The following is a 16,650-nucleotide window of genomic DNA, read 5'->3' as shown; positions in this document are numbered from 1 at the left end:
GTTTTCACTTTGTAGAGGAAAATGGAGGAGGTGTGGACTCTTCAAATGCTCTCACTGTAAAGAATGTAAAAATGAAATTTAAAGTTCTTGGAGCTTTTGGAGGGAAAGATAGAGAACGGAAAACAACCTCTTTTCTGTTTAGGGATTTTGTTATAGATGCTGGAAATCTCTTTTCAGCAGTTAACCACTCTTATCAGCTTCTGAACCTTTTTCTAACCCATTCTCATCTTGACCATATAATAGACCTTCCACTCTTTCTCGATTTTGCATTTACGAAAATGGAGAAGAGTTTAAAAGTATATGCGAGCAGCGAAACGATAGATGCACTCAGGAAAAATATATTCAACGAAACCATCTGGCCTGACTTTTCAAAGCTCTACCTCACTTCCGGAAAACCCGCAGTTGAATTCATTGAGATAAAAGAATTTGAGAATATAACGGTAGGAGAGTTTACAGTTACACCTCTACCAGCAGCTCACACAGTTAAAACCTTTGGTTTTAGAGTTGAGAGTAACGGTAAAGCAATAGTGTTGAGTGGGGATACAAAGAGCAATCTTCTCCTTTGGGAAATTATAAATAGCGATAGAAAGATAAAAGCTGTTCTCGTTGATGTCTCGTTTCCATCGAGGTTACAGAGAATTGCAGATGTATCTGGACATTTTACTCCGTCTTCCTTGGCTTCCGATTTAAAGAACTTAAAAAGGAATGTTGACATATACATCTATCACATAAAACCTGCTTACTACAACGAAGTAAAAAAGGAGATTGAGGAAAAACTTCCGTTTGTAAGAATACTTGAAGATAACATGCTTGTAGAGGTTTGAATTGGTACAGGAAAAGCTGAAGCTTCTTTTACAGGCTGCTGAGAGGATCACAAGGGAACAATCTCTGAATACCCTTCTTATAATACTTTCTGACCTTGCAAGGGAAATCCTTGATGTTGACAGGTGCAGTCTTTTTCTTGTAGATAAGAACAAGAGAACCCTCTGGACTATAGTTGCTCATGGGGTTGACAAGATTGAAGTTCCTTGGGATAAAGGAATAGTTGGTAGTGTTTTCCACAGAGGAGTGGCGGAAATAGTTCCCGATGCTTATTCAGATCCAAGATTTAACAGGGAGGTCGATAAGAAAACAGGATACAGAACAAGGAATATACTTGCAGTTCCTCTCTACAACAAAAAAGGAGAAGTAATAGGTGTTTTCCAGGCAATAAACAGGCTAACGGGAAATTTCTCTCAAGAAGACATAGAAATTCTTACACTTCTTGGGGGATACGCTGCCTCCGCCATAGAGAACTTCCAACTTTACGCTGAGCTTAAAAAGGCCCACAAAGAGGCGATTTTTAGACTTTCGTATGCTGCTGAGTACAAGGATAAGGAAACAAAAAATCACATTTTGAGAACTGGAATATTTGCAAGAGAGATAGCCAAGGAATTGGGATTCAGCGATGAAGAGTGTGAGATTATATTCCTTGCCGTTCAGATGCACGATATCGGGAAAATAGGCATTCCTGATAAGATACTCTTAAAGCCTGGTCCTCTTACTTTGGAAGAATGGGAAATAATGAAGAAACACACGATAATCGGCTACAACATCTTAAAGGATAGCAACAGTAAAATGCTCCATGTTGCAGCCCTTGTTGCACTTGAACACCATGAGAAAATGGATGGTTCAGGTTACCCTTACGGTAAAGTTGGAGAGCAAATATCTTTTTACGGAAGACTTGCGGCCGTCGTTGACATATTTGATGCACTTACATCAAAAAGATCATACAAAAAACCCTGGTCAGTTGAACAGGTTGTAGGACTATTCAGACATGAAGTTCAGAATGGAAGACTTGACGGTGAAATTGTTGAAATACTTTTAAAAAAAGTTGATGACTTCATGGAGATAAAAAGAAGATTTCCCGACGAAGAGTAGAGAAAGTTTTTCCGACTAAGTTTACTCTCTCAATAGAGTTTTTCTTAAAACGTTAATAGCCCTATATGGGTCGCCGTAAAATAGCATCTCCTATGAGATCAACAGAATTCATCCCGCTCCAGATAGGTGGAAAAAACTTTGAAAGTTCTTCCTAAACTGGTTCTATATCTGCAAGCTCTAAGAAACGTAATTTGAAGCTAAAGCTCCAGGTCCTCCAGCGTTCGTGATAATAAGAACCCTATCTCCCTTCAATCTTCCATAGGCAGAGAGAAACTGACAGCAGTCAAAAGCCTCTTCTATAGTATCAACGACAATTCCCCCTTTTGTTTCAATTGTATCTTTGGAAATTTTAAAGTCACAAGCCAAGGTAGTGTACGATATTTTGTGTAAGCTTGAGAAATGGGATAACCTCCTGGGGAACACCCCACAAATACCAACCCCAGGAGGCAAAAATGGAACTACAGAAGATTTTACCAGACCTCGTTAAAGAAGTGGTAAAACAAACCTTAGAGTCAATCATGACAGCTGAAAGAGAAGTGTTTCTTAAAGAACATGGAGGAACAAAGAACGGTTTTTACGTCAGAAACCTTGATACTGTTGTAGGAAAACTAAAAAACCTGAAAATCCCAAGGGACAGGGAAGGAAGATTTAGAACTAAGCTGATAGAACCTTACAAAAGGAGAGACATCAACCTTGAGGACTTAATCCTTGGAATGTTTGCCTCTGGCATGAGTGCAAGAACAATAGCCCAAGCTCTTGAGAGCGTGTTTGAGCTTAAATACTCGCCTTCAACTATAAGTAAGATATCGCAGGTGACCTTAGAGGAAATAAGCAAGTGGAAACAAAGAAAGCTCAAGAGGAGATACTCAGTCATAATGCTTGACGGAATGTGGCTATCTGTCAGGAGAGATACTGTTGAGAAAGAAGTTGTTCTTTTTGCTCTTGGTATAGATGAGGAAGGATACAGAGAAATACTTGATTTTGAAGTTAATCCTTCGGAAGGAGCTGAGAGCTGGCTGGAAATGATAAAGAGGCTTTATGACCGTGGTGTGAGAGAAGTTCTCCTTTTCGTAGCTGATGGAGTTACTGGACTTGAGGAAAGGATAAAGGAGTACTTTCCAAAAGCAGACTTTCAATCCTGTGTGGTTCACAAAGTGAGAAATACTCTGAACAAGGTAAGAGCTAAAGACAGGAAGAAGATAGCGAAGGACTTAAAGAGGATATATCAAGCCTCTACGGAAGAAGAGGCTCTGAGGGGTTTTGAGAAGTTCAAAGAGAAGTGGGGATCAAAGTATCCTAAGGTTGTAAAGTCCTGGGAACAGGAGCTTTATAAGTTCCTTACGTTCCTCAAGTATCCTGAGTCCATTCAGAGAGTGATATACACGACAAATCTGATAGAAAGGACGATAAAGGAGATAAGGAAGAGGGTTAAGGTAATAGGAGCTTTACCGTCGGTTAGTGCTGTTGAGAAGTTCGTTTATCTCAGGGTAGCAGTGCTTAATGATAGATGGTCTGACAGGGTAATTAATGGCTTTTTAGAAGCCAGGGAGGAACTTAAGGAGATGTTTTTCAGGAGGTACTCCTAATAGCTTACACAAAATTATTGACACAACCCAAGCCAAAGGCTGATTTTCAATCCTGCTTGGTTCACAAAGTCAAGAACACGTTCAACAAGGTTAGAGCAAAAGACAGGAAAAAGATAGCTAATGATTTAAAAAGGATATATCAGGCTTCTAACGAAGAGGAAGCTTTAAAGGCTTTTGACAGAAGGTGCTCCTAATGGCTTATACAAATGACACAACCATTCCAGAAGGCTACAAAAAGTATGTTCATTCTTTTTTGAGAGAGTGGGGCTGGATGTAAAAGAAAGTTCTTATGGAAATACAGAAGAAGTGAAAAGTTCCAATATGCATACAGGTAAACTTCCAATAGGCATACAGAATAGTAGTCAAGGAAACTCGGGAAAAGATAAGTACAACACTTCTACAGATTCAAGAAAATCCATTTACTACATCATAGTTACTACATCTAAAAGGAATACTACATCTAACGCCGACATATATAATGGTGGCGACAAAAATTTAAATGCGTTTTCTTTAGAAAAGACCGAAAACAAAAGGGGGAACACATCTAACGTAGATTCAATGATTATTTGCTGTTCCCTATACAAGCCCTTACAGGCTAAAGATAAAGGTTTTGTAAAATCAGATATTGAGAATAATGAGAATAGATGCAAGTCTAATAATTCTTATGTCTCTCCTGTCAGAGGGATTCAGGACGACACTTTTTTATACCCCATGACTATAACAAATTGACATTTGTTATAGTCGCCGGTAAAAAGGAAGAGTAAAAGGATAAGGACTAATAGGAGTGGCAGGATGAATCAGGAAAATGAGGGTAATTTTCTTAACCATAAAAATTTAAGGGTAACCAGCAAGTTTCCTTTTCCTCTGTGCGAAAAGGGAAAAAGCAAAACATCAATATATTTGCCCAAATTCATCTACTATAATACATCATACTACTGAAATCAAAATAGAGGAAATATATCGATGTAGCTGGGATTAACCATAAAATTTTAAGGGTAACCAAATGGAGTTGAGTCAGGCAATAGAACTCTTCCTCAAGTTTAAGTCAAAAGAACTTTCGGAAAGAACACTAAAAGAGTATAGGAATGACTTAGAGCTGTTCAAAAAGATAGTTGGTGATAAGGATGTTGAATTTATTAAAACTGCTGACATAATGATTTTTAGGACATCCATGGAATGCAGTCCATCTCTTATAAATCGCAGAATCTCTGCCCTTAATACGTTTTTTAACTTTCTTGTTGACATGGAAATAATCAGAAATAATCCGGTAAAGCCATCACTCAGAATCAGAAAAGTTAAACAGAAAGTTCCTGAGGCTTTAACAAACGAAGAAGTTGAAAAAGTTTTAGCTGTGGCAAGAGAAAGATCCTATAGAGATTACCTGATGATCAAAACAATTCTCTACTGCGGTTTGAGGATTTCTGAACTTCTCTCTCTTACAAAAGAGAGTCTCGTAGAAGTAAAAGACAGAAAGGTTTTAAGGGTGATAGGAAAAGGAGGAAAAGAAAGGTTTATCCCCCTGCCGGAAAAGTTCAGCAGAGAACTGGAAGAGTACATAAAGACAATAAAAACCGAAAAGCTCTTTTCTCTTACCTATCAGGGAGCCAAGTACATATTTGACAGAATAAAGAAAAAAAGTGGTGTTAACCTTCATCCCCACAAGCTCCGCCACACCTTTGCAACAATTCTTGTTGATAAAGGAGTTGATATAAGGATTATTCAGGCTTTTCTGGGGCATGCTTCTCCCAATACGACAGCTCGTTATGCTAAAGTTAGAGATGATGTAATGTTCAGGGTTTCTGATAAGGTTTTCAATGATTAACTATAAAATTTTATAGTTAACGAGGGTAAGATGGAAGTATTCATGGTAGATATTGGCAAAGGAACTCAGGACATTCTCTACAGTGATGAAAAACTCAACACAGAGAACTGGATAAAAGCCATTCTTCCTTCTCCAACGACACTTCTTGCCCAAAAAGTTAAGGAGCTAAACAAAGATCTCAAAATTGACGGTTACATAATGGGAGGAGGGCCTGTAAAAAAGGCGATCCTTGAACATTTAAAAAAAGGGTTCAGAGTAACCATCTCTAAAAAGGCTGCAAGGACAATCAGAGATGATCTGGAAGAGGTTAAGAGGTTAGGAATAGAGATAGTGGAAAAAGTCGAAGATCCAGACCTCGTTTTGAGAGATCTCGATTTTGAAATGTACGGAAAACTTTTAGAGCTTGCTGGAAAAGAGTTTGCTCCAGATTTTGTCGCCGTTGCCTGTCAGGATCACGGCTTTGTAAAGGGACAGAGCGATAGAGTAACCCGATTCAAATACTTTGAGGAAAAATTAGAAGAGACAAAAGACCCCCATGAGTTTTTCTTCACAGAGAAAACAGGATTCTTTTCTCGATTTGATTCAATTCTTGACCAATTGAAAGAAAAGGGATACAGCGGTTTTGTCATGGATAGCAAGGTTGCTTCAATTTGCGGAATACTTGCGTATGCTAACAAACAGGGAATCAAGGAGTTCGTTGGTCTTGACATCGGAAATGGACATACCCTTGGTGTTTCGATAAAAAAAGGAGAAATCTGTGGACTTTTTGAACATCACACTAAATACCTGACACCTGAAAAGTTGAAGGAGCTGGTGAATAAGCTATCGGAAGCTACTCTTACTTTTGAAGAAGTTTTCAACGATAATGGACATGGAGCTGTTGTTTTTGAAAAAATCAATCCAGAAAAAGTACTGATAGCAGGTCCCAACAGAGCATTATTTAAAGAGTACGGAGATTTTGCCTATCCTGGTGGTGATGTAATGATTACAGGATGCATAGGTCTATATGAAACATCCAGGAGAACAAAAGTTTAACCATAAAATATTACAGTTAACTTTATTCCTTGAAGAGATCCCTTCTTCAACTTTAAAAATCTTTATATATTTAACCTGACAACAATAGCATCTATAAAAACGGCTGGAGGAAGTATGTTCGACATAGCGGATGAAGGCTTTCAGGGCCCTGTAATAAAGGTCATTGGCGTAGGCGGTGGCGGCGGAAATGCCGTCGCAAGAATGCTCGAAAAAGGTATCGAGGGCGTAGAATTCGTTGCAGTTAACACCGATGCCCAGGTTCTTTCTAAGCTCTCTATCCCTATAAAAGTCCAGATCGGTGAGAAGCTCACAAAGGGTCTTGGCGCCGGCGGTAAACCTGAAATTGGTGAACAGGCTGCCCTTGAAGATGAACCCAAAATCAGAGAAGTCCTCGAAGGTTCCGATATGGTCTTTATCACTGCCGGTATGGGAGGTGGTACAGGTACTGGAGCTGCCCCTATTGTAGCCAAGATTGCCAAGGATATGGGTATCCTGACTGTCGGTGTTGTTACAAGACCTTTCGATTTTGAAGGTAGAAAAAGACATGAGTTTGCAGAAGCTGGTATCAGAAGACTGAAAGAGTTTGTAGATACTCTTATGGTTGTTCCTAACCAGAAGCTTCTTACTGTCGCTCCAAAGGATATGAGTATTCTTAATGCCTTTAAGCTTGCTGATAATGTTCTTTATCAGGCTGTTAAGGGAATAAGTGAGGTTATTACAAGACCTGGTCTTATTAACCTTGACTTTGCCGATGTAAAGTCAGTTATGCATAGTGGTGGATATGCTCTTATGGGTACAGGAGAGGCGAGTGGAGAAGATAGGGCTCTTACTGCTGCAAGGAAGGCTATTGATAATCCTCTTCTTGAGAATGTTCAGGTTGAGGGGGCAAGTAGGATTTTAGTAAACATTACTGGAGGAAATGATTTAACTCTTGATGAGGCTTATGCTGCTGCGGGGCTTATTAAGGAGAGGGCTAAGAGGGATGATACTAACTTCTTCTTTGGCGTGAGCATTGATGAATCCTTAGAGAATGCTATTCAGGTTACAGTGATTGCTACTGGTTTTGATGAGAAGGGAAGACCTATGAGATTTACAACTGGATTTACCGAAGAGAGAAGTTACTCCTCTTCAGTAACCCCTCCATTCAGTGGTCAGGAAGCGGTAGAAGAGTTAGATATTGATATATCCAAACTACTGGAAAGTTTGAAAGATGAGGATTAACCCTTCCAGGTGCTGGAAGGGTTTTCTTTTATTCGATTATGTTTTCCAAATTTATCTTTATTGCGCCTCTTATTAGCATTTCCTCAATAGCCCTTTCTGTATCACCGGGCTTAACGTCAACACCTCTCGAAGCATCTTCAAGGAAAAATGTGACATATCCTAAATTTAGGGCTCCTAAAACTGTGTTTTTAACACAGTAATCTGTTGCAAGGCCACCAATGAAAACTCTTTTTATTCCTCTTTCTTTAAGAAGATCATTGAGAAGTGTTCCCTGGAATCCGGAGTATGCTTCAAGTTCTGGTTTATCTCCTTTGTTTATTATGAAAGCGTCTGGGGGAAGTTTTAACGTTGGTGCAAACTGAGCGCCTTTACTCCATTGAACACAATGTTTTGGCCAGAGTCCACCATTTTCTTTAAAGGAGATGTGATTTTCTGGATGCCAGTCTCTGGTTGCAAACACTGGTTGACCTTTTGAAACAAAGAGTTCTATGTATCGATTAAGCGGTTCTATTACTTCATTTCCCTTAGGAACCGGGAGAGCACCTCCCGGCAGGAAATCATTTTGAACATCGACAACAATGAGAGCGTCGCAGGGAGTTATCATTACCATGTTATCCCTCAACAACCAGCTCAAAAGCTTTAAGTGCTAATTCTGTAGCTTTTTCAACCGAGAGCTTAGAAGTGTTCAGCTTGAGATGGAAAAGATCGATCTTTGTAATATCAGCATCACAGAGATCTCTGTAGAACTCTTTTTCCTTATCGTCAATCTTTCTAAGTTGCTTTTCTGCTTCGTCAAGAGAAACGCCTGTTTTCTCAGCATAGACTTTTACTCTGTCTGAAAAAGGAGCTTCTACTTTTATGTGGAGAGAGTTTGGATACTCTCTAAGAATACATGCCGCCGCATGTCCAACAATTACAATGTTGTTTGAAACTGCAAAAGCTATAACTGTCTTTGTAAGAGCCTCTCTAAACTGTTCAAAAGTGATTTCCTCTTTCCCTTTTCCTCCCAAAATTGCACTGAAGTCTATAAAACTTCTATCGAGCTGGAAAAGGTCAAATAGAGAAAGCTTTGAAGGAACATACTTGAATTCGTTGAAATCCTCTATTTCCCACTCAGGAACGTTGAGTCGCCTTGCAGTTTCAGTTAGAATCTCTCCAAAAACAACTCTGTATCCCAGTTTCTCTCCAATAGCTTTCGCTACATCCAGCCCAAGGGAGCCAAGCTCAAAAGTTACCGTAACTATACCCATTTTCCCCTCCAGCAGTTTCTCTTTTAAGGTTCTATTTCCCGAGAGAAGTTCATTTCTAATTTTATCAACTAATTCGATAAAAAAGTCTGAATTAACATAGAAAGGTAGAATTTTATCCAGCTGCATAAGAAACTTTTCTATTGCAGGCAGAACATCTTCACAGCAGATAGTTAGTTCTTCATCTTCGTAAATAATCTCAATGGCTTCTTCAGCCCTATTCATTTAAAACTTCCTCTAACTGGATTTCAGGAAGATCATTGAGGCTGTCAATGCCGAAGTGATAAAGGAATGCTTTGGTTGTCCTGTAAAGCTTAGGTCTTCCAGGAGAGTCTGCTCTTCCTGCAACCTCTATCAGTCCCTTTTCAAGAAGGGATTTCAGAGCTCCATCAGGGTTCTGTCCCCTGATCTGCGCTATCTCTCTCTTTGTTATAGGCTGCTTGTATGCCACTATTGCAAGGACTTCCAGAAGGTGCTTTGACAGCTTTACCGGTCTATCTTCCACAAACTGTTTTATAGTTTCAGAGAGATCGTAAGCTGTGAAGAACTTGTACCCTCCACCAATTTTCCTGATAATAATTCCCCTGTCCCTATACTCTTCAATCAGCTGATTAATTGCCTCTTCAACTTCCTCAACTTCTAAACCAAGTTTTTCAGAGAGCTTTTCAACGGAAACAGGCTCCTGAGAAAGGAAGATAGCCGCTTCAACAATCCTCTTAACTCTATCCATCGCTCAAAATCTCTTTAACAATTTTCTCTACAGAATCTTCTATTCCAAATTTTTTAATGTTTTCTGAAAGTTCCCTTGTTACGATTATATCAAAGAGGAGTTTCTCAATTAACTCTACAAACAAATCGGGAGTAATCTCTTTCTGTTTCCGCAAAAAACATCCACCCTGCTCTTCAATTTCTTTTGCATTGTAGTACTGATGGTCATCAACAGCATAGGGAAAAGGAACAAAGAGAGCTGGAATGCCAAAAAGCGCAATTTCTGAAACAGCCAGAGCTCCAGACCTTGAAACTACACCATCTGCAACAGCGTAGAGCTTCCACACTTCTTCAAAGAAAGGAAAAACTCTTGCGTCAATGTTTGCCTTTCTGTAGATGGATTGGAGTTCAGGAGACTTCCCCTCACCTGAAACGTGGACAACCTGGAGCTTATCTCTGTACCTTTTAAGAAGAGGAGCAGTTTTCTCCATAATTTCGTTGAGCCAGAGAGCTCCCTGACTTCCGCCAATCACAAGAAGCGTCTTTTTATCAGGATTGAGCTGGAGCTCATTTAAAGCCTTTTGTCTTACCTTTTCCCTTTCCTTCGTTGCCAGAATGATCTCTTTCCTGACAGGATTCCCCGTGAAAATTGCCTTTTCTCCAAAGAATCTCTCTCCACTTCTGTAACCAACCAGAACCTTCTTTGAAAACCGTGAAAGAAATCTGTTTGTCTTACCCGGGATACTGTTCTGCTCATGAAGGATGAGAGGAACTCCTGACAACCAGGCTGAAATCCCCAGAGGAAAAGAGACATAACCACCAAAGAGAACGACCTTATCTGGCTTAAAGTCTCTGATTATCCTCAGTGCCTCTCCCGTTGATCTAAGAACTGTAAAAAGGTTTAAAACACTCTTGATTCCCTTTCCTCTGACTCCTTTTACGTTTAAGAGCACACGATCCTGGGGTAAAAGTTCCTGTTTCCTTCTTTCAATACCGTTTATTGTTCCCACATAAAGAATCTTAGCCCCGAGCTCTGAAAGCCTGTCTGCGACAGCTAAGCATGGGAAAAGGTGACCTCCTGTGCCTCCTCCGCCCAACAAGATTTTCAAGCGTACCTCCCCCTCTCCATCATTCTCAAGTTGATTTTTTCCTCTTTTGGTAAGAGCTTTGCAATATTCATGAGGAAACCAACGGCAATAAACATCGATATGAGAGATGTCCCACCGAGGCTCATAAATGGTAGTGTTATTCCTGTGGTTGGGACAAGCCCGAGGTTAACACCCATGTGAACCATGCCTTGAAGGAAGATATAGAGTGTAAGTCCTAAAGCCATAAACTTTCCAAGTTTTTCATCGGTTCTATCAGCTATAGAAAGCCCTAAGTAGAGAATTGCAAGGAATGCAAGGAGAACCAAACCAGCACCTATTGCTCCCACTTCTTCGGCAACGTGGGCGTACATGAAATCACTGAAAGAGAATGTAAGGAAGAGAAGCTTTGATTGTTCTCCCTGTCCTATTCCCATTCCCGTTAATCCACCTTTTGCAAAAGCAACGAACGCCTGAACGAGCTGATAGCTGTTGTACTTTCCAGGAGCATGGAAATACCCGGCTGGATCAAGAAGCATTTTTATCCTTGCTATCCTGTAGGGTGCTGTAATAACAGCAACCACAAACATTACTGCACCTAAGATTGAAGGATAGAGAACGTACTTGATATTAAGTCCTGTAATGAAAAGAATTGCGAAAATGACGATGGAGAGAATCATCGCAGAGCCAAGGTCTTTCTCAAGAAGAATAAGGAAAACCGGGAAAAAGGAGAGAACAACAAAGCCAGCAAATATCCTTGGATAGGACTGGATTTCGTACCACTTATACTTTACGTAACCAGAAACAAAAAGAATTACCAATACCTTTGCAATTTCAGCAGGCTGGACAGAAAAGCCCCCAATGAATATCCAGCTTTTGGAATTGTTCACCTCCTTTCCAAAGATGAGAACTATAATGAGGAGAAATATTGCTGCTCCATAGAGACTCCAGAGATATTTCTTGTCAGCTAACTTCCTATAGTCTAAGTATTTGTAAATCAAAACGGAAATTACCACTCCAATGAAAAAGGCAATTCCCTGTTTAAGTGCGAAAAGATGGGGAGCAACACCGTGTTTTATACAGTAGAAGTAACTGCCAGTATAGACAAAAATTATTCCAGCAATGGAAAGAGCTATAGAGATAAGAAATATCAGAAAAGCAAACCTTCTTCTATTACTCTGCAAGTTTTTCCTCCAGCAGTTTCACAGCTTCTTTAAATTTCTCTCCTCTATCTTCAAAGTTTTTAAACATGTCAAAGCTGGCACATCCTGGAGAAAGTAAAACTGTATCCTCTACGGATGCAAACTCGTAAGCAGTTTCAACTGCTTGAAAGATATTATCCTCTACCTCTACATCAACTATATCAGAGAAAGTCTTCCTGAACTGTTCTGCTGTCTCCCCGATTGCAACTATCCTTTTTACTCTCTCTCTGACAAGCTCCCGTAAAGGAGAAAAATCCAGTCCTTTATCACTTCCGCCGGCTATAAGGATAACATTCCTGAAGCTTTCAAGGGCTTTCTTCAGAGAGTCAACATTTGTGGATTTTGAATCGTTTATAAACCTGACACCGTTAATTTCAGCTACAAGCTCAGTCCTGTGAGGAAGTCCACGGAAAGTTCTAAATCCATTTAGAATTTCTTCATCTGGAACATCTAAGTTCTTGAGAATCAGAAGGGCCGCCATGTAGTTCTCTACATTATGAACCCCTTTAAGAGGCAGTGAATCCACCTCTATTTCAAGACTTCCACACAAGATCTTTCCGTCTTTAAAGAAAGCATCTGCTTTCTCCTTTCTGCTGAAGAAGTTAAACTTATCTCCTTTTAATTCTTTTAAAGCCGGATCATCAAGGTTCAAAACAAGGATTTCTGAATGGTCTAAGAGCTTAAGCTTTGCCTCTACATACTCATCAAAACTTTTATACCTGTTCATGTGGTCTGGAGTGATATTGAGGATAACAGAAATAGAAGAATGGAAATCTTTCAGATCTTCAATCTGAAAACTTGAAAGTTCCAGAACTGTTATAGAATCATTTGTTGTCTCTTCAGCAAAAGAGGAAAAAGGTATCCCGAAGTTCCCACCTACAAACGCTTTATAGCCGGCTTCTTTAAGAACGTGGTAGATCAGAGCTGTTGTTGTGCTCTTTCCGTTTGTACCGGTTATGGAAATGATCTTCCCTTCAGAGTAACGGTAAGCAAGCTCAATCTCTCCAATTACCTCAATACCTCTTTCTCTGTAGGAGACAACAATCGGATGGTACGGCGGAATTCCGGGAGACTTGACTACAAGATCTGGAAACTCAGGAAGTTCAACCGGTTCTTTATCGTCATAAAAAGTTATATTGAATCCTTTTTTCTCAAGAAGCTCCGCAGCAGCTTTTCCACTCTTTCCTTTTCCGAGAACAACAGCGTTCATAGCATCTCCTGTTCATTTTGAAGCCTGCAAGGTCTAAATTAGGTTAAAATTCTCGCCATATCCACATCTGGGGAGGAAAATGTTTATAAAAAGACTTTCAAACGGTGTTACCTGTTCTATTAGAGAGAGAAACGACCTTAACTCTATAACTGTTAGCGTCTGGATAAGGGCAGGAGCAGCTTACGAAGATGACAGGACAAGAGGAATCGCCCATTTCTTGGAACACATGATGTTTAACGGAACAGAGAACTTCCCTCCCGGTTATATCGATAGGGAAGTTGAATTCTTGGGTGGAGAGATAAATGCTGCAACTTCCTATGATTTTACTTACTACTACATAAACCTCCCATACGAACATGGAGAAAGAGCTGTTGAACTGCTTTCAGAACTTGTACTTCATCCCCTCTTCTCCGAAGAAATGGTTGAAAAAGAAAGACCGATTGTCCTTGAGGAAATAGCAAGAAGCAAAGACAACCCACAGGAAATATTTATAGAGACCTTCATGGAAAAGCTTTACAGGAAAGCCCCCTACAGGTATCCAATTTTAGGTTTTGAAGAGACCGTTAGTGCATTCACATCTGAAGATGTTAAGGGCTTTTATGAGAAGTTCTACACTCCAGATAGGATAACCGTTTCAATTGCAGGAAAAGTAAATACTGAAGCAATGTTTGAATTAGTTGAGGAGAAGTTTGGAACATTTGAGAGGAGCTCTAAGGTTGATGAACCAGAGGTTGAGGAAGCAATAACTCCAGCAGAAAAGTTTGAAGTCAAGCACCCTGCAGTTGCTGTTCCAAACCTCATCTTCGGCTGGAGATTACCACCGTGCAGCAGAGAAGACGTCTATTTCGAAATACTTGATTCCCTTCTCTCTTCTGGAAGAAGCAGCATTCTTTATCAGAGGTTAAGAGAGACCGGAATAGCCTACGCAGCATACTCAAACTATCAAAACCTTCTCTTTGGCTCAAACTTCTTCATAGCAGTAATAACCGACAAGCTCAAAGAGAGCGAAAAAGCTGTCAGAAAGGTAGTGGAAGAAGTCGTTTCAATTTCTGAAGAGGAATTTGAGTTTGCTAAAGCTAAACTCCTTAAAGGAGAGATATTTGGCAGAGAGAGCGGTGAAGCTGAGGCTGACGCCATAGGTTATGCTTTGACAGTCATGAGAGATCCAGACTACTACAGAAAGTTCTTTGAAGATCTAAAAAAAGCTAACTTTAAAATATTTAGAGAAAGAATCTCTTTTCTCTTAGAAAAGCCTCTCATTGGAGTTCTTAAAACCGAGTAAGCCGTCAGGCTTACTCGACACACTTGAGGTTTTCTTTGAACACTTTTACCTCATACTTTTCTTTAAGCTTTTCTATCTCTTCTTCTGCCAGTTTTCTCGCCTTTTCTGTTGTAAGCATTCTCTTTATCTTCGAGTATGCGTCTCCATAGAGAAGAGTCTTTGATGGATATCTCTTCTTAACGATCACCAGGAGAGTTCTTCCATCTGGCATTACAAGGATATTGGCATCTTTGTTCTTCTCCTTAAAAACGAGAGCAGAAACTGGATTTCTATCAACGTCTGCTGCTGTTACTTTCCACTTTTTGAGAGTGGAGTAGATATTTTTCGGTATTGCCTCTTTCAGAGACTTCCCTTTCTCAATGGCAGAAAGGGCTTTCTTTGCTTCATTCTCATCTGGAAACTCAAAGATCTCTATGTCTGCTCTCTCCGGAGTTCTGAGCTCAGATTTGTGTTTTTCATAGTACTCTTTTATCTCCTTATCAGTAACTTTGACTTTTGAAAGAATTCTCTTTTCAAAGTCTTTCACAGCAAGGTCTTCCATTAGCCTATTGTACGCTACTAAAAAAACCTCTTTTTTATTAAGACCTTCTTTCTCTGCCAATTTCGAAAGAACGTAATATGTAACTGCTTCTCTAAGATTTTCCTGTGATGAATTCTTAGAAAGGATAGGCTTCACATCTTTGTAGTGAACGGTTATTCCATCGTAGGTTGCAACAATATCGTTTAGCATGTAACTATCCTTCTGCTTAAATTTAATTTCCTTCTCTATTTCTTCTAAGATCTGATTTCTCTTTGATTGGAACTTTTGAGCCTCAAGGTTTATTCTGATAGCTTTTTTAAGCTCTGGTGTAACTTTCTTTCCTTTGTAGTATTTCTCGATGGCTTTCTGGAGCTCTTCATCTGAAACCTTTACATCTCCAACTTTTGAATTCAGATACCTGTAAGCAAGTTGCTTTATCTTGAACTTTTCAAGTCTCTTTTTTACTTCAGGGTTTTCTAAGAATCCTTTTTCCTGTGCATAAAGAACTATCAATTGTCTATCAACTATCTTTTGAAGCAGTTTTTCTTTTCCCTTTTCTCCAAAGTAATACCGTTTCATAACCCATTTAGGGATTGAATCTTCGATTCTTTCGTAATAAGCAACGGTTATCGTTTTACCATCAATTTTTGCCAGAGGTGTTTCTGAAGTACAAACCGGTTCTTTTTTAGAAATTGTCTCTGAACTGTTATTGCTGGGATTTGAGCAACCAGCAAGGAGGGAAATGACGGTTACAGCGGTTAGAAGCTTCTTCACAACAACCTCCAATATCGAGAGATAAGAACATTCTATCACAAATAAATAAATTGCTTAAATTCTCATCTTGTCAACCAGTTTTTTTACCACAAGATCAAAATAACTGCTGTCTTCTAAGGACTCTATCCAGTCCTGAGGAATGGCTGAAACTCCGAGATAACCCCCAACAATCCCGCCTGTGATGAAGGCAATCGCGTCTGTATCGCCACCGAAATCTCCATAAGAGTTAACAGCTTTAAGGATGGCGTTTCTAAAATTCCTGCTGTTTTCCATAGCCAGAAAGAGTGCTATTGAAAAGCTCTCAGGAGCAAAACTTCCATTTCCAAGAAGCAGTATGAGGTCATCAATAGAGTCGATTTCCTTTAATATTGCCTGAGAAACCATATCAAGATAAGCTCTAACCATCTCTGTCTGGGCAAAGCTTTTCAGGATTTCAATAAATCCAAACCTGTCTTCTTTTGTGGCAAAAATTACTCTTCCACCGATAACTTCAGACACTGCAACCGCCAAAACCCCTGCCGTATCGAGAAGGGCTTCATCATCATGGGTTATTGAAGCTATTCTTATCCCATCCTCATAGGCATCGTAACTGCTATCCCACCTGAAAATCCCTGCTGCAAAGGCTGGAATTGCTCCATCAATATCGGCACTCTTTACCCTTGCCTCAGTTGGATCTACTCCACCAGCATAGGCAAGAGCTGCGTTAACGTGGGAACCTGCAGGATACCTATGGGACTTCTCATCTTTCACCCATTCAATTAACTTCTCTATGTAGAGCTCCTCATCGAAAATTCCCTTTTCAGCGTAAACCTCAAGAGCAATGAGAAATATCTGGGTTTCGTGGGAATACTGACCTTTTTTAAGAAAAGGACAGACAGAAAGAGGCGATGGCTCTGCAAATCCTATGATTGGTCTCCCATAGGCTTTCTTCACAGTCTCTCTGTCCATCTCCTCAACAAGAGTTCCCAAAGCGTCTCCAATTGCAGCACCAAGGACAGCACCTTTTATCTTTTCGTAAAGCATTTTCAAACTCTCCCG

Annotated in this window: 18 protein-coding genes; 9 read left to right on the top strand and 9 right to left on the bottom strand. The window is 39.8% G+C overall.

All coding sequences use genetic code 11. The annotated features are described in order from the left end of the window. The first annotated feature begins 32 nt into the window (after nucleotides 1-32). Together ACYQ3A_RS08720 and ACYQ3A_RS08715 are read left to right on the top strand one after the other, a co-directional pair. Entirely contained in the window at nucleotides 33-824 is a 792-nt protein-coding gene (locus tag ACYQ3A_RS08720; RefSeq protein WP_459896918.1) for an MBL fold metallo-hydrolase, read from the top strand. A 1-nt stretch (nucleotide 825) separates the two neighbouring features. Further along, entirely contained in the window at nucleotides 826-1,920 is a 1,095-nt protein-coding gene (locus ACYQ3A_RS08715) for an HD domain-containing phosphohydrolase (protein ID WP_459896917.1), read from the top strand. Nucleotides 1,921-2,097: 177 nt separating this feature from the next. On the opposite strand, the gene ACYQ3A_RS08710 is transcribed toward ACYQ3A_RS08715, so the two are convergent. Beyond that, complete coding sequence (locus tag ACYQ3A_RS08710; protein ID WP_459896916.1) at nucleotides 2,098-2,286, bottom strand: hypothetical protein; 189 nt, start codon at nucleotides 2,284-2,286, stop codon at nucleotides 2,098-2,100. Between the two features lie 86 nt (nucleotides 2,287-2,372). Here ACYQ3A_RS08710 and ACYQ3A_RS08705 point away from each other — a divergent pair, with 86 nt between their 5' ends. The 6 genes from ACYQ3A_RS08705 (at nucleotide 2,373) to ftsZ (ending at nucleotide 7,584) form a co-directional block, all read left to right on the top strand. Beyond that, nucleotides 2,373-3,506, top strand: a complete 1,134-nt coding sequence (locus ACYQ3A_RS08705) for an IS256 family transposase (RefSeq protein WP_459896914.1) — start codon at nucleotides 2,373-2,375, stop codon at nucleotides 3,504-3,506. 17 nt (nucleotides 3,507-3,523) lie between these two features. Next, nucleotides 3,524-3,700 carry a transposase gene (locus ACYQ3A_RS08700; RefSeq protein ID WP_459896913.1) on the top strand — a complete coding sequence of 59 codons (177 nt, stop codon included), beginning with the start codon at nucleotides 3,524-3,526 and terminating at the stop codon, nucleotides 3,698-3,700. A 67-nt stretch (nucleotides 3,701-3,767) separates the two neighbouring features. After that, complete coding sequence (locus ACYQ3A_RS08695) at nucleotides 3,768-4,235, top strand: hypothetical protein (protein ID WP_459896912.1); 468 nt, start codon at nucleotides 3,768-3,770, stop codon at nucleotides 4,233-4,235. A gap of 274 nt (nucleotides 4,236-4,509) precedes the next feature. Continuing rightward, the gene (locus tag ACYQ3A_RS08690) at nucleotides 4,510-5,328 is read left to right on the top strand and encodes a tyrosine-type recombinase/integrase (RefSeq protein WP_459896911.1); all 819 of its coding nucleotides are present in this window, start codon (nucleotides 4,510-4,512) and stop codon (nucleotides 5,326-5,328) included. Nucleotides 5,329-5,358: 30 nt separating this feature from the next. After that, nucleotides 5,359-6,363 carry a DUF1786 domain-containing protein gene (locus ACYQ3A_RS08685; protein WP_459896910.1) on the top strand — a complete coding sequence of 335 codons (1,005 nt, stop codon included), beginning with the start codon at nucleotides 5,359-5,361 and terminating at the stop codon, nucleotides 6,361-6,363. 114 nt (nucleotides 6,364-6,477) lie between these two features. Further along, entirely contained in the window at nucleotides 6,478-7,584 is a 1,107-nt protein-coding gene (gene ftsZ / locus ACYQ3A_RS08680) for a cell division protein FtsZ (RefSeq protein WP_459896908.1), read from the top strand. A 28-nt stretch (nucleotides 7,585-7,612) separates the two neighbouring features. On the opposite strand, the gene pncA is transcribed toward ftsZ, so the two are convergent. Genes pncA through murD form a run of 6 tightly spaced genes read right to left on the bottom strand, consistent with a single transcriptional unit; the run spans nucleotide 7,613 to nucleotide 13,036 of the window. Beyond that, on the bottom strand, nucleotides 7,613-8,194 hold the full coding sequence (gene pncA / locus ACYQ3A_RS08675; protein WP_459896907.1) for a bifunctional nicotinamidase/pyrazinamidase: 582 nt from the start codon (nucleotides 8,192-8,194) through the stop codon (nucleotides 7,613-7,615). A 1-nt stretch (nucleotide 8,195) separates the two neighbouring features. Then, nucleotides 8,196-9,056 (bottom strand): cytidylate kinase-like family protein, encoded by an 861-nt coding sequence (locus tag ACYQ3A_RS08670; RefSeq protein WP_459896906.1) that lies wholly within the window; start codon nucleotides 9,054-9,056, stop codon nucleotides 8,196-8,198. After that, on the bottom strand, nucleotides 9,049-9,561 hold the full coding sequence (gene scpB, locus ACYQ3A_RS08665) for an SMC-Scp complex subunit ScpB (RefSeq protein ID WP_459896904.1): 513 nt from the start codon (nucleotides 9,559-9,561) through the stop codon (nucleotides 9,049-9,051). The genes ACYQ3A_RS08670 and scpB overlap by 8 nt, the downstream gene beginning before the upstream one ends. Continuing rightward, entirely contained in the window at nucleotides 9,554-10,648 is a 1,095-nt protein-coding gene (gene murG, locus ACYQ3A_RS08660; RefSeq protein ID WP_459896903.1) for an undecaprenyldiphospho-muramoylpentapeptide beta-N-acetylglucosaminyltransferase, read from the bottom strand. The genes scpB and murG overlap by 8 nt, the downstream gene beginning before the upstream one ends. Further along, a complete protein-coding gene (locus ACYQ3A_RS08655) occupies nucleotides 10,645-11,808 on the bottom strand; it encodes an FtsW/RodA/SpoVE family cell cycle protein (RefSeq protein WP_459896902.1) in 1,164 nt (387 codons plus the stop codon). The genes murG and ACYQ3A_RS08655 overlap by 4 nt, the downstream gene beginning before the upstream one ends. Continuing rightward, nucleotides 11,798-13,036 (bottom strand): UDP-N-acetylmuramoyl-L-alanine--D-glutamate ligase, encoded by a 1,239-nt coding sequence (gene murD / locus ACYQ3A_RS08650; RefSeq protein ID WP_459896901.1) that lies wholly within the window; start codon nucleotides 13,034-13,036, stop codon nucleotides 11,798-11,800. The genes ACYQ3A_RS08655 and murD overlap by 11 nt, the downstream gene beginning before the upstream one ends. A gap of 79 nt (nucleotides 13,037-13,115) precedes the next feature. On the opposite strand from murD, the gene ACYQ3A_RS08645 reads away from it, so the two are divergent. After that, a complete protein-coding gene (locus ACYQ3A_RS08645) occupies nucleotides 13,116-14,318 on the top strand; it encodes a M16 family metallopeptidase (protein ID WP_459896900.1) in 1,203 nt (400 codons plus the stop codon). A 10-nt stretch (nucleotides 14,319-14,328) separates the two neighbouring features. Here the strand turns inward: ACYQ3A_RS08645 and ACYQ3A_RS08640 are convergent, their stop codons facing one another. Both ACYQ3A_RS08640 and ACYQ3A_RS08635 read right to left on the bottom strand, forming a co-directional pair. Then, nucleotides 14,329-15,612 (bottom strand): peptidyl-prolyl cis-trans isomerase, encoded by a 1,284-nt coding sequence (locus ACYQ3A_RS08640; RefSeq protein WP_459896899.1) that lies wholly within the window; start codon nucleotides 15,610-15,612, stop codon nucleotides 14,329-14,331. Between the two features lie 54 nt (nucleotides 15,613-15,666). After that, nucleotides 15,667-16,635: an ADP-ribosylglycohydrolase family protein gene (locus tag ACYQ3A_RS08635; RefSeq protein ID WP_459896898.1), complete on the bottom strand. Its 969-nt coding sequence runs from the start codon at nucleotides 16,633-16,635 to the stop codon at nucleotides 15,667-15,669. Nucleotides 16,636-16,650: the final 15 nt, after the last annotated feature.

This window comes from Desulfurobacterium crinifex, from assembly GCF_054656775.1.
Note: the sequence above shows the minus strand (reverse complement) of the source record. Positions and strands in the feature narration are given on the sequence as shown.

Excerpts from the sequence above, each read along its gene's own strand:
- ACYQ3A_RS08635 (WP_459896898.1), bottom strand. The coding sequence starts at position 16,635 with ATGCTTTACGAAAAGATAAAAGGTGCTGTCCTTGGTGCTGCAATTGGA.
- ACYQ3A_RS08705 (WP_459896914.1), top strand. The coding sequence starts at position 2,373 with ATGGAACTACAGAAGATTTTACCAGACCTCGTTAAAGAAGTGGTAAAA.
- ACYQ3A_RS08645 (WP_459896900.1), top strand. The coding sequence starts at position 13,116 with ATGTTTATAAAAAGACTTTCAAACGGTGTTACCTGTTCTATTAGAGAG.
- scpB (WP_459896904.1), bottom strand. The coding sequence starts at position 9,561 with ATGGATAGAGTTAAGAGGATTGTTGAAGCGGCTATCTTCCTTTCTCAG.
- ACYQ3A_RS08685 (WP_459896910.1), top strand. The coding sequence starts at position 5,359 with ATGGAAGTATTCATGGTAGATATTGGCAAAGGAACTCAGGACATTCTC.
- pncA (WP_459896907.1), bottom strand. The coding sequence starts at position 8,194 with ATGGTAATGATAACTCCCTGCGACGCTCTCATTGTTGTCGATGTTCAA.
- ACYQ3A_RS08690 (WP_459896911.1), top strand. The coding sequence starts at position 4,510 with ATGGAGTTGAGTCAGGCAATAGAACTCTTCCTCAAGTTTAAGTCAAAA.
- ACYQ3A_RS08670 (WP_459896906.1), bottom strand. The coding sequence starts at position 9,056 with ATGAATAGGGCTGAAGAAGCCATTGAGATTATTTACGAAGATGAAGAA.
- ftsZ (WP_459896908.1), top strand. The coding sequence starts at position 6,478 with ATGTTCGACATAGCGGATGAAGGCTTTCAGGGCCCTGTAATAAAGGTC.
- murD (WP_459896901.1), bottom strand. The coding sequence starts at position 13,036 with ATGAACGCTGTTGTTCTCGGAAAAGGAAAGAGTGGAAAAGCTGCTGCG.